Genomic DNA, 26209 nt, shown 5'->3' on the forward strand with positions numbered 1-26209 from the left:
ATAATCAAACTCATGAAACGAATAGCATTAAATTGCGACTAACCAGTCTGTCGGGGTGGTTTAATTATTAAACTTTAAAAAGAATTACATGCGTACTAATCACGAAATAGACTACAAAATTTACGGTGAAGAAATGCAATATGTTGAAGTGGAACTCGATCCGGGTGAAACTGCAATTGCTGAAAGCGGCGCCTTTATGATGATGGATGATGGCATTCAAATGGAAACCATTTTTGGCGATGGCGCTAAAGCCAACACCGGTTTCTTTGGTAAATTGATGGCCGCCGGTAAGCGCGTGATCACCGGTGAAAGTTTATTTATGACCGCATTCTCAAACGTAGGACAGGGCAAAAAGAAAGTAAGCTTTGCCTCTCCCTATCCTGGTAAAATTATTCCGCTCGATCTAATGGAACTGGGTGGAAAGATAGTTGCCCAAAAAGATGCATTTCTTGCTGCAGCCAAAGGCGTAAGCGTAGGTATAGAATTTCAACGTAAACTGGGTACCGGTTTATTTGGTGGTGAAGGTTTCATTATGCAAAAGCTCGAAGGTGATGGTATGGCCTTTGTGCATGCCGGTGGTCACGTGTTTGAAAGAACATTACAACCCGGCGAACTGCTGCGTATTGATACCGGTTGTTTGGTGGCTTATACGCAAACCATCGATTATGATATTCAGTTTGTAGGCGGTATTAAAAATACCCTGTTTGGTGGCGAAGGTTTGTTCTTTGCTACATTACGCGGGCCTGGTAAAGTATGGATTCAAACCCTGCCTATTAGCCGTTTGGCCGGCCGCATTTTAACCTATGGCGGACCAAGACGTAAAGAAGAAGGAAGCATATTGGGCGGCTTAGGTAATATGCTCGATGGTGATGGCTGGTAAGGTTAATGTGATAATTAGCTAATGTGCTAATGAGATAATGGAATACAAAATACAGTAAATACAAAGGGCGCCTGGATTAACCGGGCGCCCTTTTAGTATAATTAAGCTTTTCAGCTATTAATCTCTCTTAGCGAGTTTTGACAACAACTTCAGAATTTCGAAGTAGAGCCAAATAATGGTTACCAGCAATGCGAAAGCGCTGTACCATTCCATGTATTTAGGCGCACCCATTTTAGAACCGTTTTCAATAAGATCGAAATCGAGGATCAGGTTCAGAGCAGCTAATGCAACAACCACCAGCGAGAAGACGATGCCAATAGGGCTGCCTTCGTGCAGGAAAGGAATGTTGATGTTGGCAAAGTGCAGGCCAATAGAGATCAGATAGAAAATTGCAATACCTGCAGTGGCGGTAACAATTATCTTGGTGAAAATAGGCGTAGCCTTAATGATGTTAAATCTGTACAACAGGAACATGGCGATAACCACACCAAAGGTTAAAGCAACTGCCTGTGTAATGATATTTGGAGCAATTTTTTCGAATGCATAGTTGTAGTAAGCCGATATGCCACCCACAGCAACACCTTTAACCAGCGCATATACGGGCGCCAGGTAAGGGGCCAGGTTCCTTTTGAAAGCCATAATAAAAGCAAGGCCCAAACCGCCGAATAAGCTTACCCACATGTAAGGAACAATGTTAACACCAGAATATGCCATCTTCCAGGCGAGGCCGGCTGTTGCCATGGTGAGCAGGAAAAGGATACCGAACTTGTTGAGGGTTCCTTTTATTGTCATTGCTTCATCACCATAAACGGTATAGGTTTGTGAGAAGGCCTTCTCTCCTAAAGCAGGATTACCGGATTTAAATAATGCCATAGATTTAGAGTTTGAATTTATTTTTTAAGATACAGGTTTTTGTTGGTCGCCGCCTTTTTCATTGTCTTTCCCTTTATTTCCACCCCGGTCGCCGCGATTGTCGCGGTTCTGGTTTTGGCCGCCGCCACCCTGGTTCCGGGGCTGGTTGTGCCGTCTGTTATCACCGCCGCCGCCTTTTTTATCATGCTGACCCTGGCGGTTATCGCGGTTCTGGTTCTGCCCGCCACCGCCGCGCTGCTGTTGCTGCTGGCGTGGTTGTTCTTTTTCTTTTTGCTGGCCGCCGCCGTGTTGATGATGTCCGCCTCCACCACCATGGCGTTTCTTTTTCTCGGCCCTTTCAAGACTGCGTAAGCTGATTTGCCCCACCACATCAACAAACTCAGGTTCAACCTCTTTGGGTTTCTGTGTGGTTACATCTACTGCTTCCAGCTCATCGGGCACCTGGTTACGCGCGTTCAGCTGTTTTATTTTTATTACCCGTTCAATAGTAAGCGGATATTGCTTGCTGCTATCGGGCAGGGTATACCACATCAGGTTCTTGAAAATATCTTTCTTTATAAGAATAGCAGTGCCTTTGGCTACCTGTAAGGTATCGGCATTGTCGGGGAAGTGCTGCAGGGCATCGAGGTATATATCGAGCTCGTAGTTGAGGCAGCATTTCAACCGGCCGCACTGACCGCTGAGTTTGCTTTGATTTATAGACAGGTTTTGGTAGCGGGCGGCGGTAGTGTTAACTGATTTGAAATCGGTTAACCAGGTGCTACAGCACAATTCGCGGCCGCAGCTGCCAATGCCACCTACTTTAGCGGCTTCCTGGCGGGCGCCAATTTGCCGCATTTCTACTTTAACTCTGAATTCTTTGGCGTATACTTTGATCAACTCGCGAAAATCAACCCGGTCGTCGGCAATATAAAAGAAGGTAGCTTTGCGACCATCGGCCTGAATTTCAACCTCGGTCAATTTCATTTCGAGGTTCAGCTGGCGGGCAATGGCCCGGGCCCTGATGAGGGCTTCTTTTTCGCGGTCTTTATTTTGTTGCCAGATCTCGATGTCTTTATCGGTGGCCCGGCGAAGTACTTTTTTAATATCGGGGTCGGTTTCGTCGGCATTCCTTTTTTTCATCTGGAGCCTAACGATTTCACCGGTGATATTTATGGTGCCTACATCGAACCCGCTTACGCCTTCAACGGCAACGAGGTCGCCTTTTTCGAATATATGAACAGTGGTGTTACGGTAAAAGTCTTTACGGCTTCCGTTATTGAAGGTTATTTCTACGATCTTGCAGCTGCCCGAAGGGTCGCTGAATGGCAGGTTACTAAGCCAATCGTGTACATTCATTCTGTTACATCCGCCCGTGCTACAGCCGCCATTGCTTTTGCAACCGGCTACTTTACCGCCTGTTCCGCATGAACTACATCCCATTCTTTATTTAGGATTAACGATTTATAAAATTTATTTATGATCGGGTCGGCCGGAAAACGTATGCAGAAATTAGAGGCAGGGTATTATACATCCCTCCGGGAAACCGGGGTGCGCCAGTATTCATCATTTTAGGCGTTATATGACTATAACGTGCTGATTAAGACGCATTTATGGGTAATATAGCGAAATAAGATAACCTGGTATATATAGCAATCCTGTTCGCATGCAACCCCTTACGCACAATTTTTCTGCTTCCTGCTTAACAGGCCGATTTACAAATATAAGTTATTAACGTCAAAAGGGCTTGTATATGATAACGTTTGTAAGTTAGCCCCTCTCCACTCACCATTCACTACTAAATCACCGCCGGAGCCTGCTTATTAGCTATAATATGATATAATTTAATAGTAAGAGCGTGGAACAACATTTTGGGATTGGCGTTGCGCTCAATATAATAAGTGGCTTTGTCGAGTTCCTCAATGATGGCCTGTTGCTGAAGGAACGCCGCAATTTTGTTAAGGCGGGCGGCAAAATCCTTTTCCTTCTCGGGTAGGTGCAAGTTGGCCGGTCCCATAGCATTCAGTCTGATGGCCTGTTCAAGCAAATGGGTAAAATAGCGCAGGAACTGCTTCTGCTTTTCACGGCCCAGCTTGCTCACCTCTTCAACCCATTTCACCTGGGCAATGGGGCCGTTCTTTAAAATGGCGTTTAGCCATTCGCGCAGCAGGCTCTGCCAGTCCTCATCGGCATGTTGCATCAATTGCAGGGCTTCGCGGTAGTTGCCTTCGGCTATCAGGGCTATCTGCATAGCCGGGTCCTGGGCCATTTTGGCCTTTTCAACCAGGGCTGCGGAAATATCCTGATGAGTAAGGGCCGGAATTTTAACCAGCTGGGTCCTCGATAAAATGGTTTGCAATATCAGCGACTCATTTTCAGCCACCAGTATAAAGAGGGTATCTGGTGGTGGTTCTTCAATGAGTTTCAGTAATTTATTTCCTTCGTTGCCCAGGTATTCGGGCATCCACATTACCAATATTTTAAATCCGCTTTCGAAACTTTTGAGCGACAGCTTGCGAATGATCTCATTACATTCATATGCGGTAATATTACCCTGTTTGTTTTCGGCCCCAATAAACTGCAGCCAGTCGTAGGAATTGCCATAAGGGTATTTAGCAATAAACTCGCGCCACTCACTAATATAATCAGAGCTTAAAGGCTTATCTCCCGACTTCCTTGGAATTACGGGGTAAGAAAAATGGATGTCGGGATGCATAAGCTGCACCATTTTTTGGCAGCTGGGGCATTCGCCGCAGGAATCGAGCAAGTGGTGAGTGGTGAGTGGTGAGTGGGAAGAATCCGAAGGTGCAGGTTCCTCGCCAAACAGCGATGGACCCGCAGGTGCGGCCGCATTTGCGGTTTTCCGGTTCACCTTTTCACAAACAATATATTGTGCAAATGCAATGGCCAGGGGCAGTGCGCCGCACCCTTCTTTACCAAGAAACAAAAGGGCGTGACTGATACGGTCCTGCTGAACCATATTTACCAGATGTGCTTTTACATCTGCCTGGCCTATAACATTCTTAAATAACATGCGGGCGAAGTTAAGTAGTAAAAAGCAACGATGAAAAGAGAAAGAAGAATAGTGTAATACACCTTAATGATACCTTGATGGAACCTCATTGCTTCCTTGGTGCCCGAATGCCGGCAGAGGTACTTTCGAGGGCCCATTGAGGACCCAAAGAGGAGGCAAAGAGGCCGAAGAAAAATTCATCACTGTATTAACCTCGGTTCGTACACCGTTTAGACGAGTTCGTCACACCAGAAATTGAATTCCGAGGTAAAAATACGGTTCGTAACACCGGTTGGAGGACTTCGTAACACCGGGTGCCGGAGGCCGTCACATATTTGAAAAAGATGGGTGTATGCAGGTGTATATTTGTTATATCAGCGGTGATTATGAGGGCGGGGCAGAACAAGATCTTTGACAGGTTGATTAGCTATATAAAATGAAAGCCTCCCGATACATCGGGAAGGCTTTCAGAAACTTTTACGGCTAAACTCTTGATGGTTTTTAACAGAATTAGGATCACATTTTTCATAAAGAGTTACCAGGAAAAGTGGGTGGTTTTGATTTTCAATGGATTGGATTTTCCGTGGTTTTCGTTCAAAGGATATCCGGTGGTTTTTCGCGGAATTGGATGGTTTTCTTCAGAAAATTGGATCGTTTAAACAGATATTGGATTTATGATTCAAAAATGGCTATATAAACCCGCAAGGTGAATTTTATTCGTTCAAAGTACACTTATAATCGATTTTGCTCATGTTTTACCAGACGAAAAACTGAGAGTAAACACTTAAGTGCAACTGCGATTAAACTATTATGTGGTGGAATTTGGGTAGTGTGGGGGCGGGCTTGCAATAAGCCGCAAAGGTGGGGCAAAAGAAAAGCGCCGACGATGGCGTCAGCGCTTAATTCGTACAACGATAGTATATCCTATTTAAGATATTTGGTCACTTCTTCGCTGGTAACTTTTGTTTTGTTGTGAATAACGGTGATGAGGTTACCTTTTTCATCTAAAAGGAACTTGGTAAAGTTCCACTTAACGGGGTCGGTAAAACCTTTTTTCTCAGCTTCTGCTACCAGGTATTTGAACAGGGGGTGAATATCTTCGCCTTTAACAGAAACTTTTTCGGCCATTGGGAATGTTACCCCGTAATTCTTTTTACAAAACTCACCGATCTCAGAATTAGAGCCTGGTTCCTGACCGCCAAAGTTGTTGGCCGGAAAACCAACGATCACCAGTTTATCTTTATACTGCTCATATAATTTCTCCAGTTCGGCATATTGAGGGGTGTTACCGCATTTAGAGGCGGTGTTAACGATCATGATCTTTTTGCCTTTGAACTTTTTAAAATCGATGGTGCCATTACCATCCAGTGCGGGAACCTTAAAATCGTAAATAGAAGGCGCCACAGCAATGAGCAGGGAAACAAGCAATAAGCGTATCATATTGATAAAATTTTAGGTATAGTATATGCCGGTTGGCAATTGTACTATACAAAGATGCTGCTAAATTGGTTGCTTTCCTGTAAAATAATGTAAAGCAAATGTGATAATGTGATAATTGGCTAATGTGATAATGAAAGCAAGCTGCAAGGGTGGGTAATCCACTGGCTGGCGGATGCTCCCTGGTAAAGATCAATCGGCAAACGTGAAGCGGCAAATGGCTGCTCAATTTCAAGTCTCGTGATTGTGAGCAGAAGGCAATAATTTTGGCGTGGCTTAAGGTGTATATTAATTTGAAAGATAGCGAGCCCTTTCGCGTTTCACGTTTGCCGTTTCACGACTCGCGAGCTATTCACCATTCACCATCTTACCTTTTCTCATAACATCCCAAATCGGGCACACCCACCGGCCGTGTGTTTCCATCAAGGTCAATATTGATGCTTGTAGTAAGTCCTCTGTTCAGGGCCGGCGATTCATCGCGCAGGCGGAAATTGTATAATTTTAATTGAGTATTAATGCTGTCGAACAATGGCGGGTCGTTGGCGGTAATGTTGGTAGCGGTTACATTGGCCACACTGTTCTTCACCTTCCATAAACAATTCTGGAAGTTAACATTGAAGGTGGTGTTGCCTTGTTTATCGGTTACCACTTCATCTTCTGTTGTTCCATTCTCGCCCCAAAAAATACAATTCTTAAAGCTGGCAGTTAAGTTAGCAGTTAATACCACATTACCATTTTTTGTGTAATTGGTAAGAACCAATACAGGGTCTTTATGCAGAATGTAAGAATTGGAATAGGATACTACTGTGCAATGGGTGAAATCATAATTACCGCCATAACCCAGTAACACATTCTTGCCGCAATTGCTTACCAAACAGTTTTGAGCTTTGATACTTGTTTGTACACCCAGTATACCGGCATCGTAACAATTATCAACAATACATTCGTTAAGAGTTACTTTAGGATTGGCATTTAAGCTTGCTTTTTCGGCTGCTATACCCTGATAGGCGTTTATGATATTGGCATATTGCAGATTGCTGTTTACACTGGTTCCGCGGAAATAAATACCGGGCCAGCCGCCAGGAAAATCGCGATATGGATCATCGATGCGGTCGCTCCTGAACACTACCCGCGTGCTATCATATTTTTCTCCTTTAACGAGTAATGTACCATCAACGACAATAGGCGCATCGGCGTGCATATAAATGCGGCATCCTTTTTCAATGGTAAGTGTGGCGTTGGTGTCTATCTGCATACCTCCGGTGATAACATAGGGTCTTATGTTGGTCCAGGTAATGTTACCGGTAATTACTCTTGATCGTATAAAGTTGGCGTTTTGCCCCCAGGCTTCCAGTTGTACATATCGTGTATTGCCGTTGAAATCGATAAGAATACTATCCTGAACAATGAAAGGTAAGTTATCGATGCTGGGGTCTATCTTTACCGTAACGAATACATAAATGCTGTCATTGGCCTCCATTTCAATATTGTTTACTTCGGGGCCTGGGGTGCCATCAACATTTATATCGTACAAAGAGCCCGCGCCGCCGCCAAGCGCCACTTTATTCAGCCGCAGCTTTTGGTTATTGTTGTTGTATATGCGAAAGAAACGGGTTGTAGAACCTGTAGTGGTAAACAGGGTATCAAAATGCAGGGTATCGGCGCTGGTTGCCAGCGATGCCGTGCTGCTGGTTATAAATGATTCCTTTTTACAGGATATCAGAATGCTTGTAAGCAGTATGGCAACAAGTATATATTTCATGTTCCTGTAAAAATACACGTTTTCAAATACACGGTCAATGTGATAATTTGATAATGTGATGATTTGATAATGAAAGGCAATCAGCACACGTGAACCGTGAAACGGCAAACGTGAAAGTCCTTATTGCGGCTTCGCAATTGATCTTGAGCCGGCTAAATCGGCAATAAATTTTAGGCAGCGCAAGTTCGTAAGTGAATCTGGGAAATTTGCGAGCCCTTTCACATTTCACGTTTGCCGTTTCACGACTCGCGAGCCCACTCACCACTCACCATTCACCACTCACCACTCACCACTCACCACTCACCACTCACCATTCACTACTTCACCGTATAAGCCATGGTCATAATGCTTAAGCGGGTATTGGGGGCAGTTAATAGTTCCTGACCGCAGGCTTCGAGTGTTGCGCCGGTGGTTATTACATCATCAACAAGTAAAATATGTTTGCCGCTGATGGCATCGGGTTGTTGTAACACAAATTTACCCTGCATATTCAGCCAACGGTCAATGCGGTTCTTATTTGTTTGGGTTTCGCTTGGGGTGTGGCGATAAATTACCTGGGTTAGAACAGGAAGGTTTAATACTTCGGCCATGCCCCGGCATAACAGGGTTGACTGATTATACCCGCGTTTTCTTTCCCGGGCTGCAAACAGTGGTAGTGGAATAAGTGCGTTCACATCATTAAATTGCTGCGCATGTAATAAAGCTTCGCCCATTTTACGACCAATAAACGATCCTAATTCTTTATTGCCCTTGTATTTTAGTTCATGAATGATGTGTTGCAATACCGAATCTTTTGAAAAGTATAAATAACTGGCGGCTGAGGTAACTGGCATTCTTCCCCAAAAGATCTTTTCAACGGGGTTGTTGGCATGACCACAAAATGAAGTAACCGGCAACCGGTTTATGCAATGCATACATAAAACCTGTTGCCGGCTCATAATATCGCTGCCGCAGCCGGCGCACTGATGTGGAATAAAAAGATGTAATAAAGGATGTAATACTTTTTTAAACATATAGCAGTTGTTTACTGCTACTCTTCAAGCCTTATAAATTCTAAAACAGATACTGATAAACTTCTTCAACACGGCCCATGGGCACTACTTCAATATTATGGGCGCCTTTGGCGATTGATTTTTGTCCGTACCGCGAAACAATGATCTTTTCGAACCCGAGCTTTTCGGCTTCTGCTATCCGTTGTTCAATGCGATGAACGGCCCTTACTTCACCACTTAAACCAACTTCGCCGGCAAAACAAACATGCGGTGGTAAAGGAACATCTTCATAGGAGCTCAGGAGAGCGCATAAAACGGCCAGATCTATTGAAGGGTCTTCTACCTTCAAACCGCCTGCAATGTTTAAAAAAACATCTTTTATGCCGAAATGGAAGCCGCCTTTCTTTTCAAGTACAGCCAGCAGCAGTTGTAAACGTCGAAGATCGAAGCCTGAAACAGTTCGTTGTGGTGTTCCGTAAACCGATTGGGTTACCAATGCCTGCACTTCTATGAGCAATGGACGCATGCCTTCAATGGTGGCTGCAATGGCAATACCGCTTAAGCGATCTTCCTTTTGCGTCATCAGTATTTCGCTTGGGTTGTTCACACCCCGCATACCAATGCCGGTCATTTCATATATGCCCAGTTCCGATGTGCTGCCAAAACGGTTTTTGATGGTGCGTAAGATGCGATATGCATAATGACGGTCGCCTTCAAACTGTAATACGGTATCAACCATGTGTTCCAGGATCTTGGGCCCTGCAATGCTTCCATCCTTTGTTATATGGCCAATAAGAAATACAGGCGTGTTGGTTTCTTTGGCAAAACGCTGAAACTCTGCCGCCGATTCGCGTATCTGGGATATGCTTCCGGGTGACGAATCGATATACGGCGATTGTATGGTTTGAATAGAGTCAACAATGACCAGGTGTGGTTTTAATTTTTTGATCTCCTGGAATATTGTTTGCGTTAATGTTTCGGTGAGTAAGTAAAAGTTGTCATTTTGAATATTCAACCGGTCGGCGCGCATCTTTATCTGTTGCTCGCTTTCTTCACCGCTGATGTATAACACAGTTTTTCCCTGTAGTTGTAAGCCATTTTGTAAAAACAGCGTTGATTTACCAATACCAGGTTCACCTGCAATTAATACAATGCTACCTGGAACAATACCGCCACCAAGTACTCTGTTTAATTCTGCATCGGAAGTAGTGATGCGAATTTGTTCGCTGCTCTTGATAGTATGAAGAGGAATGGTACGAAGTGTTTTTGTTTCTTCATTGTAATCGTCCCATCCGTTTTCTTTTTTTACAGATGGTTTTGAAATTACTTCTTCAACAAATGTATTCCATGTACCACATGATGGACATTTTCCAACCCATTTTGCGCTTTCATATCCACAATTCGAACAAAAGAATGCTGTTTTAACTTTAGCCATGCGATAAAGTTAGTAAAAACATGGTCGCTTATTAAAGCACATTGTTTAAAACGGTTGTTGATAACATGTAAATGTTATGAAGAATGATTTTTGAATAGTTAGTCACGTTAAAAAGTTAGTGAAGGGTTTTTAAAACTGCGTTTAAGGTATGTGATAGTATGAAACGATATGCGTGTTTTGCGAAGCAAGTTTTTTGATCAAAAAAAGGGCAAAAAAGAGGGTCAAAAAAGGGGGGTAAAAATGGTGCTTTTTTTGAAAAGTAAAAAGGCCAACATTGCTGTTGACCCTTTACTTACTAACCCATTAAATTCTTGCACTAAATTACAAATAAGCGCCACATAACAAAATTATTTTTTGGGGTTGTGAATAAATTCCAACGCGATTTTAATGTATGCCCGATTTGGTCTTTTGATGCCGTAATGCATTGATAATCAAATTTTAATACAATTTTAAGAGATTTTAAAAAAGGCTTGTGATAAAATGTCAGCTAACTGCGATTAAACGCAATTTGAATGACAAAAAGGCCCTCGATTTCTGCCTAAAAATGGCGTAAAATTTACTCAAATGGATTGGTAACTGATTTGATAGATTATTGTTATTAAAGAAAAAAAGAGTAAGAAAATGACACCATCAATCTGGCTTGTTTCAATCCTGTTTTTAGTGATCAGTTTACTGGTGTCCGGTGTGCTAAAAGGCAAATTTGCGAAGTACAGCCGGGTGCCATTGTCAGCCGGTTTAACGGGTAGGGAAGTGGCAATGAAAATGTTACGCGATAACGGTATATATGATGTTAAAGTAGTATCAACCAATGGTTTCCTTAGCGACCACTACGATCCTGCCACCAAAACGGTAAACCTTAGTGACGACGTATATAACGGAGTATCAGTGGCTTCTGCAGCTGTAGCCGCCCACGAATGCGGTCACGCGGTGCAGCATGCCAATGCTTATCAATGGCTAATGCTCCGTAGCAAGCTGGTGCCCGTAGTAATGTTCAGTTCAGGAATAGTGCAATGGATATTGCTGGGTGGCGTGTTAATGGTAAATGCCTTTCCGGCCCTGTTACTGATAGGTATTATACTTTTTGGTTTAACTACTTTATTTTCAGTGATTACGCTGCCAGTTGAGCTGGATGCGAGCCGGCGGGCGCTGGCCTGGTTGAACCGCTCGAACATTACCAGTAGTCGTGAGTATCCCCAGGCGAAAGATGCGCTGAAGTGGGCTGCTTTAACTTATGTAGTGGCTGCCCTGGCTTCTATAGCTACTCTGGTACAATATATATTAATATTCCTTGGTGGCCGAAACAGGGACTAGATATATCCCGGCCCGGCTGGCTATCCGACTTCCATATCCATTTCAGGAAAGAGAAGTCTTTATTATAAATGTATCTGGTTAAGTGAGATTGGAGCCCCCGCTATAGTGGGGGCTTTTTGTTGGGAAAATGTTAAACCTTACCCGAGATTAAGGAATGAACATTAATAGGTTATGAAGCATCGAAATATGACTACAAACTGATGAAAAAGGAGGACGAAGAAGGTCGATCTAGGTAATTTGGCGATAGTTGGCTACACGGTTATCGCCCATTTTTACACGGCTATTGCCAAAACTGCACGTTTACCAATTTGTCCTTTGCCGTATGGGATTAAAAAATAATTTTGACATGTCTGATTCACTTTTTTCCCTACGCCTTTCTGGTTTTATATTTCGATCGGGCAATTTTTTGCCCGATCCTTATTTTTACAGACCTTCCGTAAATGTTCATCCGAAGAAATTGCCTGCCTCCATCAAATACCAGATATATTAGTTTTCTTAACATTTAATACCTGACCATTACGATGAAAGCCTTCTCCCTCACCCTGGTGTGCTGCTTAAGCTTTTTAAATCAATATGCACAGCCTGTAATAAAAAACCTGCAAGGAGTTGTTGTTAAAAAAGACCGGCTAGAATCGACTATAAAGCAGATTGTCGACACTGCCCGCGTTGTGGGACTGGCGGTAGTGATCATAAACGACAATAAAGTGGTTTATAATCACGCATTTGGAGTTAAGAATACCCAAACCAACGCTGTATTGAACGATACCACTATTATGTACGCGGCTTCATTTACCAAACCGGTATCGGCCTATTTATTTTTAAAGCTGGTTGAAAAAGGGATGTTTAACCTTGATACTCCCGTATATAAATACCTGAAGAAACCAATAGGGCAATATGAGAAGTGGAAAGACCTGGCCACTGACACTGCATTTAACCAGGTAACACCCCGTATGCTGCTCAGTCATAGTTCAGGGTTGCCAGTTCTTCGGTTCCTGTATAACAATAAAGTAAACCTGATAGCTCCGCCCGGTAAAAAGTTTTATTATTCCAATGAAGGCATGAACCTGTTAGGGGTGATAATAGAAGAGCAGACGGGGCAAAAGTTGCAGGATGTTGCCAAAGAGCTGGTGTTGGCGCCTTTACAAATGGACCATACCTCTTTTGTATGGCAGCCTTCGTTCGATAGCGATTATGCGTTAGGGTATATGGCCAGTGGTAAACTATACGGGGCCGAAAAAAGGGAAAGCGCCCGGGCTGCCGGTTCTATGAATACTATAGCTACAGACTATGCTAAGTTTATAATTGCCCTTATGCAGCAACAAGGGGTTGGTAAAAAGTTGTTCAATCAAATGTTTACGCCACAGATCCGCGTCAATACCAAAAGAGGGTTTGGCCCCTTGCGAGATACCATTACTACTGAGAATGATAACATACAATTATCGTGGGGGCTGGGTGTTGGGCTAATAAAAACGCCTTACGGCAGGGCGCTGTTCCATACCGGGCATAATGAGGGCTGGCATAACTACTTTGTGGCATACCCCGAAAAGAAAACGGCGGTAATATTAATGAGCAACAGCCTGAATTTTGGGCATGTTGGCGATAAACTTTTGCAGGAAACTATAGGTGATGCCGGGGCGCCACTAAAATGGCTCGGGTTTTTTGATCCTGAGGAATAATCAACAGGAAATTACAATAGCAGGGTTATTATAAAAAACAAGGGTTTCCGAATGTTCGGAAACCCTTGCCAAATTTTTTTTGCTTATTGTCTGTGCCTGCAGGCTACAGTTTTATTTCGTCGTCGTGTTTGTCGAAGAAGTGGAATTCGGTAAGATGATAGTTGGTGTTCTCTCTTACCTTAACCTTTTGTCCATACTTCCAGCGCCATTTCCATACTTTAGATTTAAACATGGAGCCTTTTGTAAGGTAGGCGTGCATAATAGGATGTACAACCAGGGTAAGGTCTTTGTGTTGATGGGTGATGAGGTAACTGAGGTTCTTTTCAATTTCATCTTCCAGCAACAGGGTAGAAGATATTTTACCTGTACCGGCGCAACTGGGACATACTTCCTGGGTATTGATATTTACCTCAGGTTTCATCCGTTGCCTTGTTATTTGCATTAACCCGAATTTGGAGATGGGCAGAACGGCATGTTTTGCCCTGTCGGGGCGCATACATTCTTCCATAGCCTCCAGCAGTTTCCGTTTATTATCGGGCAACTTCATATCAATAAAGTCAACCACAATAATTCCACCCAGGTCGCGCAGGCGCAACTGGCGGCTGATCTCAGCAGCAGCTTCAAGGTTGGTTTCCAGGGCATTTTGTTCCTGGTTATTGCCAACGCTTTTGTATCCGCTGTTTACATCAATTACGTGTAATGCTTCGGTATGTTCAATAATAAGGTAGGCGCCACTTGGCAGGTTTACGGTTTTTCCAAAAGCAGCTTTTACCTGTTTGGTAATACCATACTGATCGAAAATGGGCAACCCATTATGATAGAATGTAACAATTTCTGCTTTCTCGGGCGCAATGCGCTGAATGTAGTTACGGGTATCGTTATAAATATTGCGGTCATTTACAACTACCCGGTTAAAGTCTTCATTCAACAGGTCGCGTAAGATACTGGTAGTCTTTGTTTGCTCACTCAATATCTTGGCGGGGGCCACTGCGCCTTTCAGGTTTGCCTGAATGGTTTCCCAGGTTTCAACAAGGGCGGCCAGATCTTCATGAAGTTCGGCCGTGTTCTTGCCTTCAGCAGCAGTACGAACTATTACCCCAAAGTTCTTTGGTTTAATAGCTTCTACTATCTTCTGTAATCTTTTTCTTTCTTCGGCAGAGTGGATCTTTCGGGAAACGGCCACTATATCATTGAAAGGGGTGATAACAACGAAACGGCCAGGCAGGGAAATTTCACAGCTAAGGCGGGGGCCTTTGGCTGCAATAGGTTCTTTCAATATCTGAACCAGAATGTTCGGTTTGCCGCTCAACACTTCATTGATTTTACCGGTTTTTACAATTTCCGGTTCAACCTGAAAGTTTGCGAAGTTGAAACCCTGGGGACCATTATCAACAATGGCCTGTTGGGTAAACTTCAAAAGGGAGCGTGCATACGGACTGAGGTCAGTGTAGTGAAGGAAGGCATCCTTTTCAAAACCTACATCTACGAATGCAGCGTTTAGTCCAGGGATGAGCTTTTTTACTTTTCCGAGATATAGATCTCCCACCGCGAAGCTTGCATCAGTTTTTTCATGATGCAATTCCACGAGTTTTTTATCCTCTAATAGCGCTATTTCAACGCCCTGAGGTGTCGCATTTATAATTAGTTCCTTATTCAAGCGTTCTGTCTTTATACCGTCTAAACCATCTCATCACTACAAGGAAAGGTGCTGAAGAGGAATTAGTTGTCAGGTATCAGAAATCAGCAAAGTAAGTAACCTGTAATAAATGACAACATAACTAGATTCAGCGAAAGAAGGAAAAGGCCTCGCCCGAAAGGCGCGACCTTTTTCAAGAAGTTAAACTAGCGGTTCTTCTTCTTATGCCGGTTTTTTCTAAGTCTTTTTTTACGCTTGTGCGTTGCTATTTTATGACGCTTTCTTTTTTTACCACAAGGCATATAACACCAATGAGTTTAAGATGAAAAAAAAATGTTGCTAATGTTTTTACCGGAAAGGTTTATTTATTATTACCAAGTAATTTAATTCGTTCGTCGATCTCCTTCATCAGGTCGGCGCTTTGAATATGCTTCTTAGCCTCCTGGTACCACTTCACCGCATTTGCCTTTTCGTTGTGTTGCTCGTAAGCATCGGCCAACATAAGCACAACTTCAACATTTTCTGGCTGATGGTGAACTACCTTCAGTAACCGATCGATTGCTTTGTCATATTGGCCCGACATAAGTCCGCCTAAACCAAGCATATATTGCGCATACATATTTTCCGGATCTCTCTCTGCCACTTCTCTGATCTTTGCGATCCCTTCCATTGGGCCACCGCCCAGGTTTCCGAAAAGTATTGCGCTACCCAATCCCACTTTCAGCGAATCATTGTTTGGAGCAAGTTGTAAAGCTTTCTCAAACAAGTCTTTAGCCTCTGATGCCATCCACCGTTGTAACTCAGGGTTCTCTTGCCGGCGAATGCCCTCTAAAAAGAATTGGGCAGCAAAGGTGAGACTTTTTTGAGAATTTTCCAATTTAGCGGCTTCGGCAGAATAATAAGCGTAGGGAAGCAGTAAATGGGCTGAGTCTTTCCAGAAGTCAGCCAGCTGCTTATAAACCTTAATCTGTTGCTCTTTAACGTCACCGCGTACAACACCAGCTTCCATTTGGGCAACAAAAGCCTGCTGGGCAGGTGTAAGTTGCTGCCTGGAAGCATCCAGAATGGTTTTCGAACTTATTTCACTTGTACCGGCTGCCGCTGCAACAGCACCAGGGTTCTTTTTAGGGGGAATGGTTTTGCCAAAAAAGTAGATCAGACACAGTAGACCAACTCCACTGCTAACAAGGATTATTTGTTGCTTTTTCAAGAATCAAATCATTTAAGCAGCAAATTTACATCTCATCATCCGGGTTTGGCTGATCTTCTTTTACTGATTGCAGTTTTTTAACTTCTGCAACGAATTCCTTGGCTGGTTTGAACGCAGGAATAAAATGTTCGGGTATATGCACCGCAATATTCTTTTTGATATTACGGCCAATTTTAGCAGCTCTCTTCTTTGTTATAAAGCTGCCAAAACCACGAATGTAGATGTTCTCGCCCTGGGACAAGGTGTCTTTTACTTCCTTGAACATGGTCTCCAGCGTAACCAGCACATCAACCTTCGGTATACCTGTTTTTTCCGATATTTGGTTAACGAGGTCTGCCTTTCTCATGTCGCATGAATTTTTACGGGTTTACAAATTTTTATTTCTTTAAGGAAATTTCATAGGAATGTCAAAGGCAATCTACACTAAATCAATTCTTTAATGAAATTAACTGTAAATTTTCACATTTGCAAGAAAAGTATAAACAATTGAAAATGAATTTTAAACAATTTTTGTGCCCTTTTTGATAGGCAAACGTTTCATTTTCAATACATTAATGCGCAAAACGACCACTGAACAAGTATTAGCAATTTTTTTCAGTTTAAAAAAAATCGGCTGCTTTTGAACGATTTTTAGGCAAAAAAAGGCCTGTTGGTCAATCAGAATAGATAAAAACGAGCAAATAATTACATGAAACCTGATTTTACGCGAAGGTTATTACAATGGAATAAGAACAGTAACACAAGAGCGATGCCATGGAAAGGAGAGAAAGATCCATATAAAATATGGTTGAGTGAGATCATACTGCAACAAACAAGAGTTGAACAGGGATGGAGCTACTATGAAAAATTCATTGCTGCATTTCCTACAATTATTCATTTGGCAAAAGCCAGTGATGAAAAGGTTTTCAAAATGTGGGAAGGGCTCGGTTATTACAGCCGTTGTAAAAATCTTATTGCAACAGCTCGTAAAATTGCCAGTGAGTATAACGGTATATTCCCTGCTACGTATGATGAAATAGAAGCGTTGCCGGGTATTGGTCCATACACCGCATCAGCCATTTCATCATTTGCATTCAACCTGCCACATGCTGTGCTTGATGGTAATGTACAACGCATTATTGCCCGTTACTTTGGCATAACAACACCTATAGATACAACCGCAGGCAAAAAACAATTTCAAAACCTTGCACAGGAGTTATTAAAACCCGATGAGCCTGGTATTTACAATCAGGCGATCATGGACTTTGGGGCGGTTATATGCAAACCACAAAATCCCCTATGCAACACATGTGTACAGCAAAAGGAATGCGAAGCCTTTAACCAAAATACGGTAAGCCAGCTACCTGTGAAACAAAAGGCGCTTATACGCAAAGAGCGCTGGTTCTATTACTTCATCATAGAGCATAAGGGCAAATGGTACATAAAACAAAGAACGGGTAAGGATATATGGGAAAACCTGTTTGAGTTTGTATTGTACGAGGCTCCGGCCGCAGTAGAAGATATTACTTTAAAAACGCCTTTCCTTAAGAAGTTGGTGAATGGCCAAAAGGCCGCGCATATTGAAAGCATAAGTCGTATATACCGGCAACAACTTACGCATCAAACCATTCATGGGCGGTTTGTGAAGGTGAAGGTACAGGAGCCGTTACCCACTTTGAGCAATTTTTTACTTATTGATAAGAAGGAGTTATCGAAATACGCATTCCCTCGCTTTATTACTACTTTTTTGGGTGAACCGGCCCCTCCGGCCCAATTGTTTTAAAGCCGTTAGGAATCTTGATAATCGCTCATATGACCAGGCTTACCTGGTTGATTGCCGTGGCTAACATATGGTAAAAACTATGCTATTTGTGAAAGCCTCTACAGATGGGTATCCCGGTAATAACCGGGCCTAAAAAAATCTCTTTTATTCTATTAAAAAATTTAACTTTAAAAAGGAATAAAAAAGGCGCAGACGATTATTAACATCAAATTTACCATCTTATGAGAGGAGTAAACAGGGTAATGCTAATTGGTAATTTAGGAAAGGACCCGGATACACAGCACCTTGAGGGACATATTGCCGTAGCAAAATTTCCTTTGGCAACCACCGAAACATTTAAAGACAGATCGGGCAAGCTCATTTCTCAAACAGAATGGCATACCGTGGTACTTTGGAGAGGATTGGCAGAGCTGGCGCAAAAGTACTTACACAAAGGTAGCCTGGTATACATTGAAGGCAGGCTTCGAACTCGTAGCTGGGAAGACAAGGAAGGCAATAAGAAATTTGCAACTGAGGTAGTTGGCGATAACCTGATCATGTTAGATAAAAGGGCCGACTCCACCCACGGATCACATGGCACTACCACCACTCATAGCGAGAATATTGAAGGTTTTAACAGTGCCGACATCCCACCCTTAAGCGATTCCCCATCCCAGGATTTGCCATTCTAACGCATACTATTATTTTTGCAGTTCGAAATAAATATCAGCAGGGGCCGATTAAAGGTTATGAAATTGCTTTTAACCGGCCCCTTTCTGATTAACTTTGTTGATTAACAACTTAATGACAGGGAAATAATTCGAGTTGACGACTAATTTATTCATGAAAACCCCATGCTTTGGACAAGCCTTTGTTGATTTTTGGATATGAGTATGTGAATATGCTACTGTTGATGGTGACCAATGTGCAGGCTACCACACTGCTGGCTGCCGCTGTGCTGGTGTTATTACTGTTGTCTTTTTTTATTTCCGGCGCCGAAATGGCCTTCTTCTCACTTACTTACCGCGATATTAACATGCTAAAGACCAAGCAGGATACCGGCTGGAAGCGAATAGCCTCCCTGCTTGAAGAGCCCCGGGCTTTACAGGCTTCTTTAATGATCGCCAATACCCTGGTGAATATCGCCATCATCATTCTTACCAACTTCCTTATTGACCAGGTGCTGATCCTAAAGCCAGGCAATATAAGCATGTGGGTGGCGTACGGCATAAAACTTATCATCATTTCTTTTCTCATCATACTGTTTGGCGAAATTTTACCCAAGGTTCGCGCCTCACAAAACAATCTTCGTTCGGCATATGAAGCATCCTTTCTGGTTGAAGTGATCTTTTACATGTTCAAACGCATAAGTGTATGGCTGCTGAAAGTATCTGACACCGTGGAAAACCTGTTTGGCGGTAAAGCATCCCGCGCTTATACCCACCAGCAACTGGAACAGGCCATTAAAAGCACCATACACGAAGAGGAAGAACAACGTATACTGGCCGGCATTTATAAATTTCCCAACATAACGGTAAAGCAGATCATGCGCACCCGCCTCGATGTAAATGGGATTGAATATGAAGCCAACTTTCAGGCACTGAAAAGAAAAGTGGAAGAGCTGCATTACTCCCGGTTACCGGTGTACCGTAAAAGCCTCGATGATATTGTTGGTATCGTTCACACAAAGGACCTGCTGCCTCACCTGAATGAACCCGATAATTTCGACTGGCATATTGTTGTTCGGCCGCCATTTTTTGTACATGAGCAAAAGCATATTGAAGACCTGCTGAAAGAATTTCAAACAAGGCATATTCACTTTGCCGTAGTGGTTGATGAGTTTGGCGGAACCAGTGGTATTGTTACCCTGGAAGATATTCTGGAAGAGATCATTGGCGACATCAGGGATGAGTTTGATGAAGAAGAGACCGGCAGCAAAAAGATCGATGAGAATACCTACATTTTCGAAGGCCGCACCATGATACACGACGCCTGTAAAATGATGAACTTGCAAGAAGATACTTTCGATCAGGTTAAAGGCGATAGCGACTCTATGGCCGGCCTTATGTTGGAACTGGTAGGCGAAATTCCAAAAGTTAATGATACGGCTACCATTGGCGATTTTGATTTTGTAGCACTTGAGGTTGACCGCAACCGTATTCGAAAAATAAAAGTGACCATTAATATAAAACAGGATAAGCAGGTAAGTTAACGGCCCTTTTATCCATAGTAAATTTTGAATGAAAACATTTGTGATAAAGTACCTTCCCCTTGTTGTTTTGTTTGTTTCGGTAATAGCATGTAACAGTACGTACACCCCTAAACGGAAAGGATACTTCAAGATCGATTTTCCCAAACATGAATACAAAGTATTCGATCAGGCTGGATATCCCTATACTTTTGAATACCCGGTATACGCAAACATTGTAAAGGATACCACCTTTTTTGAAGATAAACCTGAAAATCCTTATTGGATCAATATCGAATTTCCCCGTTTAAATGGAAAAATTTACATCAGCTATAAAGAGGTTGGCAAAAATGACCTCAATAAACTGGTGAACGATGCTTTCAATATGACCTACAAGCACAGTACCCGCGCAACAGAGATCGTTGACTCAACTATACGTACTAAAAATGGCGTAAGTGGAGTATTCTTTTCTGTAGGCGGCAATGCCGCAACGGCCAAACAGTTCTTTGTTACCGATTCGGTAAAGCACTTTTTAAGAGGGGCTTTGTATTTTGATGCCAGTCCCGATGCAGATTCTATAAGCGTGGTAAACAACTTTGTAGAGGAAGATATGAAGCACCTGATCAATACATTCCGGTGGAAATAGCTTTGGATGGCCCCATTTGCATCTTTATGTTTAATTTTACGCCTTAAAACATTTTTACGTGATAGTAGTAGACAACGTGTTGATCAGTGATGAAATAGCCGAAGCACAATTTGTGTGCGACCTTAACAAATGTAAAGGTGGCTGTTGTGAAGAAGGAGATGCCGGCGCCCCGCTTGAAGATGCAGAGCTCGACATTATGGTTGACCTGTACGAAAAAATAAAACCCTACCTCACACCCGCTGCTATTGCAGAAATTGAGCGTAAAGGCAAATACGTTTATCATAGAGAATTTGGCTGGGTAACGCCTACCCTCGGCGGTGATAATGAGATCTGTGTTTATGGTAGCCGCGATGAAAAGGGCATTATTAAATGTGCTTTTGAACAAGCCTATTACGATGGGGTTATTGGTTGGAAAAAGCCCATCAGTTGCCATTTCTTTCCCATTATTCAAAAAAATGGCAAAAAAGGCGATTACGATCGTATGAACTACGAACCCCGCCCCACTTTGTGCAGCCCTGCCTGCTCTTTAGGGAAAAAGCTTAAAGTACCTGTATATCAGTTCCTCAAAGAACCAATCATACGCAAGTACGGCGAAGACTTTTACAATGCCCTGGAGAAAGCGGCTACTGAATATTATCCTCAGAAAAAGAAATAACTGGCCAGGCCTAAGTAGTACCAACCATACTAAAACAAGATTTTAGAATTATACAGATATGAGTGAGCATTCTTCCACCTTCATGGCGAAAAGCACCATAAAGGCTGCTGATCTGGAGCATAGGCGTAAAGTGAATTTCAACATAGGAAAGTACAATGCTGCCGTACCGCTTGGAAAAGCGCAGTTCACAGATGTGCACCTGGCACGGGAACGGGCAAAAAATATAAAATGGAAGGCAATTGAAAAGCTCGATCAGTACCTGGAGCAGTTTGAGACCATGCTTACCAAACGCGGCGGAAAAGTAATTTGGGCCGAAGATGGCAAACAGGCAGTGGAAGAAGTACTTAAGATTGCCAAAGCAAAGAATTGCAAAACGATCGTGAAGAGCAAGAGTATGGTAACGGAAGAAATTCACCTGAACGATCATTTGGAAGAACATGGTATTGAAAGCGTAGAGACCGACCTGGGCGAATATATTCAACAACTCGATGGGGAACCACCATATCACATTGTAACCCCCGCCATGCATAAAAGCAGGGAGGACATTGCCAAATTATTTGCCGAGAAACTCCATGTAGCGCCAAATTTATCAGCCGAACAACTCACTTTGGTAGCCCGCGAAAAATTGCGGGAGAAATATGTACAGGCCGAAATAGGCATTACCGGGGCTAACTTTATTCTGGCCGATATTGGTGGTGTGGCTGTGAGCGAAAACGAAGGAAATGCCCGCTTAAGCAATGCTTTCCCTAAAACTCATATCGTTATAACAGGTATTGAAAAAGTTATTCCTTCGATGAACGACCTGGGCCTTTTTTGGCCCCTGCTGGCAACCTATGGCACCGGTCAGTGGGTCACCTCATATAACACCATTATTTCAGGACCAAGACAACAAGGAGAATCCGATGGCCCCGATGAAATGTATGTGATACTGCTCGATAATGGTCGCACAAACATTTTGGCCAATGAAAGAACCCGCGAAAGCCTGTACTGTATCCGCTGCGGCGCCTGCTTAAATGCCTGCCCTGTTTATAAGAATATTGGGGGCCACGCTTATGAAACTACGTATAGCGGTCCAATTGGTGCGGTTATTACGCCTCAGTTAAAAGACATGGGCGAATGGAAGCACTTAAGCTATGCCTCATCCTTATGCGGTAACTGTACCGAAGTATGCGCTGTTAAGATAAACCTGCACGAAATATTGCTTGAGAACCGCCACGATGCAGTTACAAATGGCGATGTGGCCTGGGGCGAAAAAGTAGCCTGGAAGGTGTGGAAACAGGCCAGCCTTCACCGTGGTATGATGAACATGGGGAATCAGAAACTAAAGAACTGGATGGTAAATAAGGTATTTAAAGGGTGGACCACCAATCGCGCCGACCTGAACTTTGCCGGAAAGACGTTTAATGAAATGTGGAAGGAGAAGCATAAGAAGTAATCACATAAAAGATAGTCTAAAAAAAGTCAACTTTTACGGTTGACTTTTTTATTTTGCACCTACTGATGCTACTTCTTTATACCCATACCGCCACACCTCGACTGCAATACATTGTTGATTTTATTGGTAAAGAGCTATTCGACGAATCTATACAGATAACTACCGATGAGGCCCATTTTAAAACATCGAAACAGCCCCGGCTAAACTATTCGGCACAGGAGTTTTCTGAAGGAGAATTCTTTTTGCGTAAGACCGCCTTATTATTTGAAACGGGTATAAAACACCAGCCCATAGAATGTTTTGAGATCAATTTTCATAAAGCATTTTTTGAAACAAAAGGAGATTTTTCATTTGATATTTTTGCTGCCTCGTTTTACCTGTTAAGCCGGTACGAAGAGTACCTGCCGCACGAAAAAGATATGTATGGCCGTTATGCTCATACTAACTCGCTGGCATATAAAGAAGGGTTCTTATCGCAACCGCTGATTAATATCTGGTTGCAATCGTTTAAAAAAGCATTACAGTTTAAATTTCCGGAATTGGTGTTCAGGCAGGCCCAGTTTAAATGTATTTTAACGTATGATATTGATATGGCCTGGTCGTACCTGCATAAAGGCTGGCAGCGAACATTGGGCGGGTTTATAAATGACATTGGTAAGGGTGAATGGGCAAAGGTGAAGGATAGATGGTTGGTGTTACGTGGCAAAAGAAAAGACCCATTCGATTGTTTTGAATGGCTCGATGCCTGGCATTTGTATTGCCGGCTTAAGCCTTATTTTTTTTTCCTGGCAGCTAAAAAAACATCTTTATACGATAAGAACAATTCCTGCCAAAGCAGTGAATTTCGTGATCTTATAACGTATTACGCAAACACCTATCATTTGGGCTGGCATCCTTCGTGGCAAAGCGGTGATGATACCTCCCTGTTGAAAGAAGAATTGGAATGGTTGGAAGTGGTGGGCGATAAAAAGATCTTTCACAGCCGGCAGCACTATATTCGATTTTCGCTTCCGGCCACCTTTCGCCGGTTAATTGAAACAGGAATCGAGAAAGACTTTTCAATGGGGTATGGAAGTATAAATGGATTCAGAGCCTCTGTATGTTCACCGTATTACTGGTACGACCTGGAGAAAGAAACTACCACTTCACTTATGTTGTATCCCTTTTGCTTTATGGATGCCAATTCATTATTTGAGCAAAAGCAAACACCGCAGCAAACCTATAACGAGCTGATGCAATATTATGAACAGGTGAAAGGTTGTAAAGGAGTTTTTATTCCCATCTGGCACAATTTCATTTTAGGTACTGACCCGGCGTATGAAGGCTGGCGTAAGATGTTTGAGCTGTTTATGAAAGAAACTGTTTACTGGGACGCTTACACTGATGAATAGATGTGACCAAGTTTGTGTAAATTGAAGAAATGTATTTTCCTGCCTTTAATTTTCTTTCTAACGTATATGTAGCTATCTCTTGATAGGCTCGCGGTATTACTTTATCATTAGGGTATTCCCGAAGGAATTTATGAAGTTCGGATGAATACACTTTTTGCCGGAACAAGCTATCAATATGCTATGTATGCCTGCGCGCAAAAAATTATCAGCAATGGTCCGGTGGTTACTAATGTATGTGTTGGCTATCCGGGTTCTTACCAGTTTTATATAACTAATTATGTAAACCAAGAGAATGTTATAAAATCACAAAGCCTCCCGGTTTATGCAGGGAGGCTTTGTAGTTTTATGGATGTTGTAAAACTAGTGTTTAAAATGTCTCATACCGGTCATTATCATTGCTAACTGATGTTGCTGGCAATATTCAATTGAGTCTTTATCGCGTACAGAACCACCCGGTTGAATAAAGGCTGTAATGCCGGCTGCATGACCTAACTGCACACAGTCATTGAATGGGAAAAAGGCATCGCTGGCAAGTACGGCGCCATTTAAATCGAACTCAAACTGGCGTGCTTTTTCCAGTGCATGACGCAAAGCATCAACACGGCTTGTTTGTCCGCAGCCTTTACCAATAAGTTGTTTGTTTTTAATCAGTGCAATGGCATTTGACTTCAGGTGCTTACACACGATGTTTGCAAATACCAGATCGCTTTTTTCAGCAGCATTGCTTTCGCGGCCGCCAACTTCTTTCCACTCCAGGTAATTGCCTTTATCTTCACCCTGGGCCAGCACACCGTTCAACACGGATTTGTATTGGTTAGTGCGGGTTGAAGTAGCTTTTTGTTGTAACAAAATGCGGTTCTTTTTTGACTTCAACACTGCCAGTGCATCTTCATTAAATGCGGGGGCTATCAATACTTCAAAGAAGATCTCATTAATAGCGTCGGCTGTGGCTTTATCTATGGTTTTGTTACATACCAGTACGCCGCCAAATGCACTTTCGGGGTCGCCGGCCAGAGCAGTGTCCCATGCCTCTTTAACTGTGTTACGCGATGCTATACCGCACACGTTGGTATGTTTAATAATGCCGAATACGGCGCCGGTTTCATCGGTTGAGAAATCGTTTATAAGCTGAACTGCAGCATCAACGTCAACCAGGTTATTATAAGAAAGTTCCTTGCCGTTCAATTGATCGAATAACTGGTTAAGATCGCCATAGAAAACGCCGGTTTGATGTGGGTTTTCGCCATAGCGCATTGTTTTGGGGCTGGGAATTGACTCTAGGAAGTACAGATCGCCTTCAGGATTAAAGTATTTTGCAATAGCCACATCATAATGGGCTACAATTTGAAAAGCTTTAGAGGCAAATGCACGGCGTTGCTCCAGAGTGGTAGTGCCGTTTTGTGCAGCGAGCATATCGGCCAGTACCTGGTAATCGGCTTTAGCAGCCAATACAGTAACGTGGCTAAAGTTTTTGGCTGCACCACGGATCATAGAGGGGCCGCCTATGTCGATCTTTTCAATGATCAGCTTTTCTTCGCTGGTAGATGCTACTGTTTCTTCAAATGGGTATAAGTCAACAATAACCAGGTCAATTTCAGGGATGTTATATTGTTTCATTTCCTGAACATCGCTTTCAAGCTCCCTGCGGCCAAGGATACCACCAAAAACTGAGGGGTGCAGGGTTTTAACCCGGCCACCTAATATAGAAGGGTAGGTCGTTAACTGTTCAACCGGAACTACAGGAATTCCCAGTTTCTCTATAAACGATTGAGTACCACCTGTAGAGTAGATTGTAATGCCTTGTTTGTGCAGCTCCTTTACCAATGGCTCAAGGCCATCTTTATAAAAAACGGAAATAAGAGCAGACTGTATCTTTTTGGTCATATGCGTAATTTATTCGGAAGTAGTGAAAGGACATTGGGGATTAATGATCATCAACCTGCCAGCAC

At 42.9% G+C, this 26209-nt stretch carries 21 protein-coding genes; 10 read left to right on the plus strand and 11 right to left on the minus strand.

The window, feature by feature from the left end; translation table 11 throughout:
- The first annotated feature begins 88 nt into the window (after window positions 1–88).
- Window positions 89–880: a TIGR00266 family protein gene (locus GGD38_RS24515; protein ID WP_375296963.1), complete on the plus strand. Its 792-nt coding sequence runs from the start codon at window positions 89–91 to the stop codon at window positions 878–880.
- 117 nt (window positions 881–997) lie between these two features.
- Here the strand turns inward: GGD38_RS24515 and GGD38_RS24520 are convergent, their stop codons facing one another.
- From GGD38_RS24520 to radA, 7 genes are all read right to left on the minus strand, one after another.
- The gene (locus GGD38_RS24520; RefSeq protein ID WP_375296962.1) at window positions 998–1753 is read right to left on the minus strand and encodes a Bax inhibitor-1/YccA family protein; all 756 of its coding nucleotides are present in this window, start codon (window positions 1751–1753) and stop codon (window positions 998–1000) included.
- Between the two features lie 24 nt (window positions 1754–1777).
- Complete coding sequence (locus GGD38_RS24525) at window positions 1778–3175, minus strand: stage 0 sporulation family protein (protein WP_375296961.1); 1398 nt, start codon at window positions 3173–3175, stop codon at window positions 1778–1780.
- Window positions 3176–3530: 355 nt separating this feature from the next.
- Window positions 3531–4766: an ATP-binding protein gene (locus GGD38_RS24530; protein ID WP_375296960.1), complete on the minus strand. Its 1236-nt coding sequence runs from the start codon at window positions 4764–4766 to the stop codon at window positions 3531–3533.
- Between the two features lie 903 nt (window positions 4767–5669).
- Window positions 5670–6185: a glutathione peroxidase gene (locus GGD38_RS24535; protein ID WP_375296959.1), complete on the minus strand. Its 516-nt coding sequence runs from the start codon at window positions 6183–6185 to the stop codon at window positions 5670–5672.
- Window positions 6186–6549: 364 nt separating this feature from the next.
- Window positions 6550–7944, minus strand: coding sequence for a choice-of-anchor Q domain-containing protein (locus tag GGD38_RS24540; protein WP_375296958.1), 1395 nt, complete (start codon window positions 7942–7944; stop codon window positions 6550–6552).
- Between the two features lie 317 nt (window positions 7945–8261).
- On the minus strand, window positions 8262–8957 hold the full coding sequence (locus tag GGD38_RS24545; RefSeq protein ID WP_375296957.1) for a ComF family protein: 696 nt from the start codon (window positions 8955–8957) through the stop codon (window positions 8262–8264).
- A gap of 40 nt (window positions 8958–8997) precedes the next feature.
- Complete coding sequence (gene radA, locus GGD38_RS24550) at window positions 8998–10371, minus strand: DNA repair protein RadA (RefSeq protein WP_375296956.1); 1374 nt, start codon at window positions 10369–10371, stop codon at window positions 8998–9000.
- Window positions 10372–10992: 621 nt separating this feature from the next.
- Between radA and GGD38_RS24555 the strand changes: the two genes are divergently transcribed.
- The gene (locus GGD38_RS24555) at window positions 10993–11682 is read left to right on the plus strand and encodes a zinc metallopeptidase (RefSeq protein WP_375296955.1); all 690 of its coding nucleotides are present in this window, start codon (window positions 10993–10995) and stop codon (window positions 11680–11682) included.
- Between the two features lie 521 nt (window positions 11683–12203).
- Window positions 12204–13358 carry a serine hydrolase domain-containing protein gene (locus tag GGD38_RS24560; RefSeq protein ID WP_375296954.1) on the plus strand — a complete coding sequence of 385 codons (1155 nt, stop codon included), beginning with the start codon at window positions 12204–12206 and terminating at the stop codon, window positions 13356–13358.
- A 103-nt stretch (window positions 13359–13461) separates the two neighbouring features.
- On the opposite strand, the gene GGD38_RS24565 is transcribed toward GGD38_RS24560, so the two are convergent.
- From GGD38_RS24565 to GGD38_RS24575, 3 genes are all read right to left on the minus strand, one after another.
- Entirely contained in the window at window positions 13462–15015 is a 1554-nt protein-coding gene (locus GGD38_RS24565) for a ribonuclease E/G (protein ID WP_375296953.1), read from the minus strand.
- A 340-nt stretch (window positions 15016–15355) separates the two neighbouring features.
- On the minus strand, window positions 15356–16204 hold the full coding sequence (locus tag GGD38_RS24570; RefSeq protein ID WP_375296952.1) for a tetratricopeptide repeat protein: 849 nt from the start codon (window positions 16202–16204) through the stop codon (window positions 15356–15358).
- Window positions 16205–16229: 25 nt separating this feature from the next.
- On the minus strand, window positions 16230–16550 hold the full coding sequence (locus GGD38_RS24575) for an HU family DNA-binding protein (RefSeq protein ID WP_081145882.1): 321 nt from the start codon (window positions 16548–16550) through the stop codon (window positions 16230–16232).
- 342 nt (window positions 16551–16892) lie between these two features.
- Here GGD38_RS24575 and mutY point away from each other — a divergent pair, with 342 nt between their 5' ends.
- The 7 genes from mutY to GGD38_RS24610 all read left to right on the plus strand — a co-directional run bounded on the left by mutY (window position 16893) and on the right by GGD38_RS24610 (window position 24260).
- On the plus strand, window positions 16893–17966 hold the full coding sequence (gene mutY, locus GGD38_RS24580; protein WP_375296951.1) for an A/G-specific adenine glycosylase: 1074 nt from the start codon (window positions 16893–16895) through the stop codon (window positions 17964–17966).
- A gap of 221 nt (window positions 17967–18187) precedes the next feature.
- A complete protein-coding gene (locus tag GGD38_RS24585; protein WP_375296950.1) occupies window positions 18188–18637 on the plus strand; it encodes a single-stranded DNA-binding protein in 450 nt (149 codons plus the stop codon).
- A gap of 167 nt (window positions 18638–18804) precedes the next feature.
- The gene (gene gldE, locus GGD38_RS24590) at window positions 18805–20157 is read left to right on the plus strand and encodes a gliding motility-associated protein GldE (protein WP_375296949.1); all 1353 of its coding nucleotides are present in this window, start codon (window positions 18805–18807) and stop codon (window positions 20155–20157) included.
- Between the two features lie 28 nt (window positions 20158–20185).
- Window positions 20186–20779 carry a hypothetical protein gene (locus GGD38_RS24595; protein WP_375296948.1) on the plus strand — a complete coding sequence of 198 codons (594 nt, stop codon included), beginning with the start codon at window positions 20186–20188 and terminating at the stop codon, window positions 20777–20779.
- 58 nt (window positions 20780–20837) lie between these two features.
- On the plus strand, window positions 20838–21434 hold the full coding sequence (locus GGD38_RS24600; protein WP_375296947.1) for a DUF3109 family protein: 597 nt from the start codon (window positions 20838–20840) through the stop codon (window positions 21432–21434).
- A gap of 58 nt (window positions 21435–21492) precedes the next feature.
- On the plus strand, window positions 21493–22869 hold the full coding sequence (locus GGD38_RS24605; protein WP_375296946.1) for a LutB/LldF family L-lactate oxidation iron-sulfur protein: 1377 nt from the start codon (window positions 21493–21495) through the stop codon (window positions 22867–22869).
- 65 nt (window positions 22870–22934) lie between these two features.
- Window positions 22935–24260, plus strand: coding sequence for a hypothetical protein (locus GGD38_RS24610; protein ID WP_375296945.1), 1326 nt, complete (start codon window positions 22935–22937; stop codon window positions 24258–24260).
- A 360-nt stretch (window positions 24261–24620) separates the two neighbouring features.
- Here GGD38_RS24610 and purH read toward each other — a convergent pair whose 3' ends face one another.
- Complete coding sequence (gene purH / locus GGD38_RS24615; RefSeq protein WP_375296944.1) at window positions 24621–26144, minus strand: bifunctional phosphoribosylaminoimidazolecarboxamide formyltransferase/IMP cyclohydrolase; 1524 nt, start codon at window positions 26142–26144, stop codon at window positions 24621–24623.
- Window positions 26145–26209: the final 65 nt, after the last annotated feature.

The sequence above is a fragment of the Niastella sp. OAS944 genome, assembly GCA_024809215.1.
In the GTDB taxonomy this organism is placed as follows: domain Bacteria; phylum Bacteroidota; class Bacteroidia; order Chitinophagales; family Chitinophagaceae; genus Niastella.

Excerpts from the sequence above, each read along its gene's own strand:
- GGD38_RS24575 (WP_081145882.1), bottom strand. The coding sequence starts at position 16,550 with ATGAGAAAGGCAGACCTCGTTAACCAAATATCGGAAAAAACAGGTATA.
- GGD38_RS24585 (WP_375296950.1), top strand. The coding sequence starts at position 18,188 with ATGAGAGGAGTAAACAGGGTAATGCTAATTGGTAATTTAGGAAAGGAC.
- GGD38_RS24545 (WP_375296957.1), bottom strand. The coding sequence starts at position 8,957 with ATGTTTAAAAAAGTATTACATCCTTTATTACATCTTTTTATTCCACAT.
- GGD38_RS24515 (WP_375296963.1), top strand. The coding sequence starts at position 89 with ATGCGTACTAATCACGAAATAGACTACAAAATTTACGGTGAAGAAATG.
- GGD38_RS24525 (WP_375296961.1), bottom strand. The coding sequence starts at position 3,175 with ATGGGATGTAGTTCATGCGGAACAGGCGGTAAAGTAGCCGGTTGCAAA.
- GGD38_RS24535 (WP_375296959.1), bottom strand. The coding sequence starts at position 6,185 with ATGATACGCTTATTGCTTGTTTCCCTGCTCATTGCTGTGGCGCCTTCT.
- GGD38_RS24520 (WP_375296962.1), bottom strand. The coding sequence starts at position 1,753 with ATGGCATTATTTAAATCCGGTAATCCTGCTTTAGGAGAGAAGGCCTTC.
- GGD38_RS24595 (WP_375296948.1), top strand. The coding sequence starts at position 20,186 with ATGAAAACATTTGTGATAAAGTACCTTCCCCTTGTTGTTTTGTTTGTT.
- GGD38_RS24560 (WP_375296954.1), top strand. The coding sequence starts at position 12,204 with ATGAAAGCCTTCTCCCTCACCCTGGTGTGCTGCTTAAGCTTTTTAAAT.
- purH (WP_375296944.1), bottom strand. The coding sequence starts at position 26,144 with ATGACCAAAAAGATACAGTCTGCTCTTATTTCCGTTTTTTATAAAGAT.
- mutY (WP_375296951.1), top strand. The coding sequence starts at position 16,893 with ATGAAACCTGATTTTACGCGAAGGTTATTACAATGGAATAAGAACAGT.
- GGD38_RS24610 (WP_375296945.1), top strand. The coding sequence starts at position 22,935 with ATGCTACTTCTTTATACCCATACCGCCACACCTCGACTGCAATACATT.
- radA (WP_375296956.1), bottom strand. The coding sequence starts at position 10,371 with ATGGCTAAAGTTAAAACAGCATTCTTTTGTTCGAATTGTGGATATGAA.
- GGD38_RS24530 (WP_375296960.1), bottom strand. The coding sequence starts at position 4,766 with ATGTTATTTAAGAATGTTATAGGCCAGGCAGATGTAAAAGCACATCTG.
- GGD38_RS24555 (WP_375296955.1), top strand. The coding sequence starts at position 10,993 with ATGACACCATCAATCTGGCTTGTTTCAATCCTGTTTTTAGTGATCAGT.
- GGD38_RS24540 (WP_375296958.1), bottom strand. The coding sequence starts at position 7,944 with ATGAAATATATACTTGTTGCCATACTGCTTACAAGCATTCTGATATCC.
- GGD38_RS24605 (WP_375296946.1), top strand. The coding sequence starts at position 21,493 with ATGAGTGAGCATTCTTCCACCTTCATGGCGAAAAGCACCATAAAGGCT.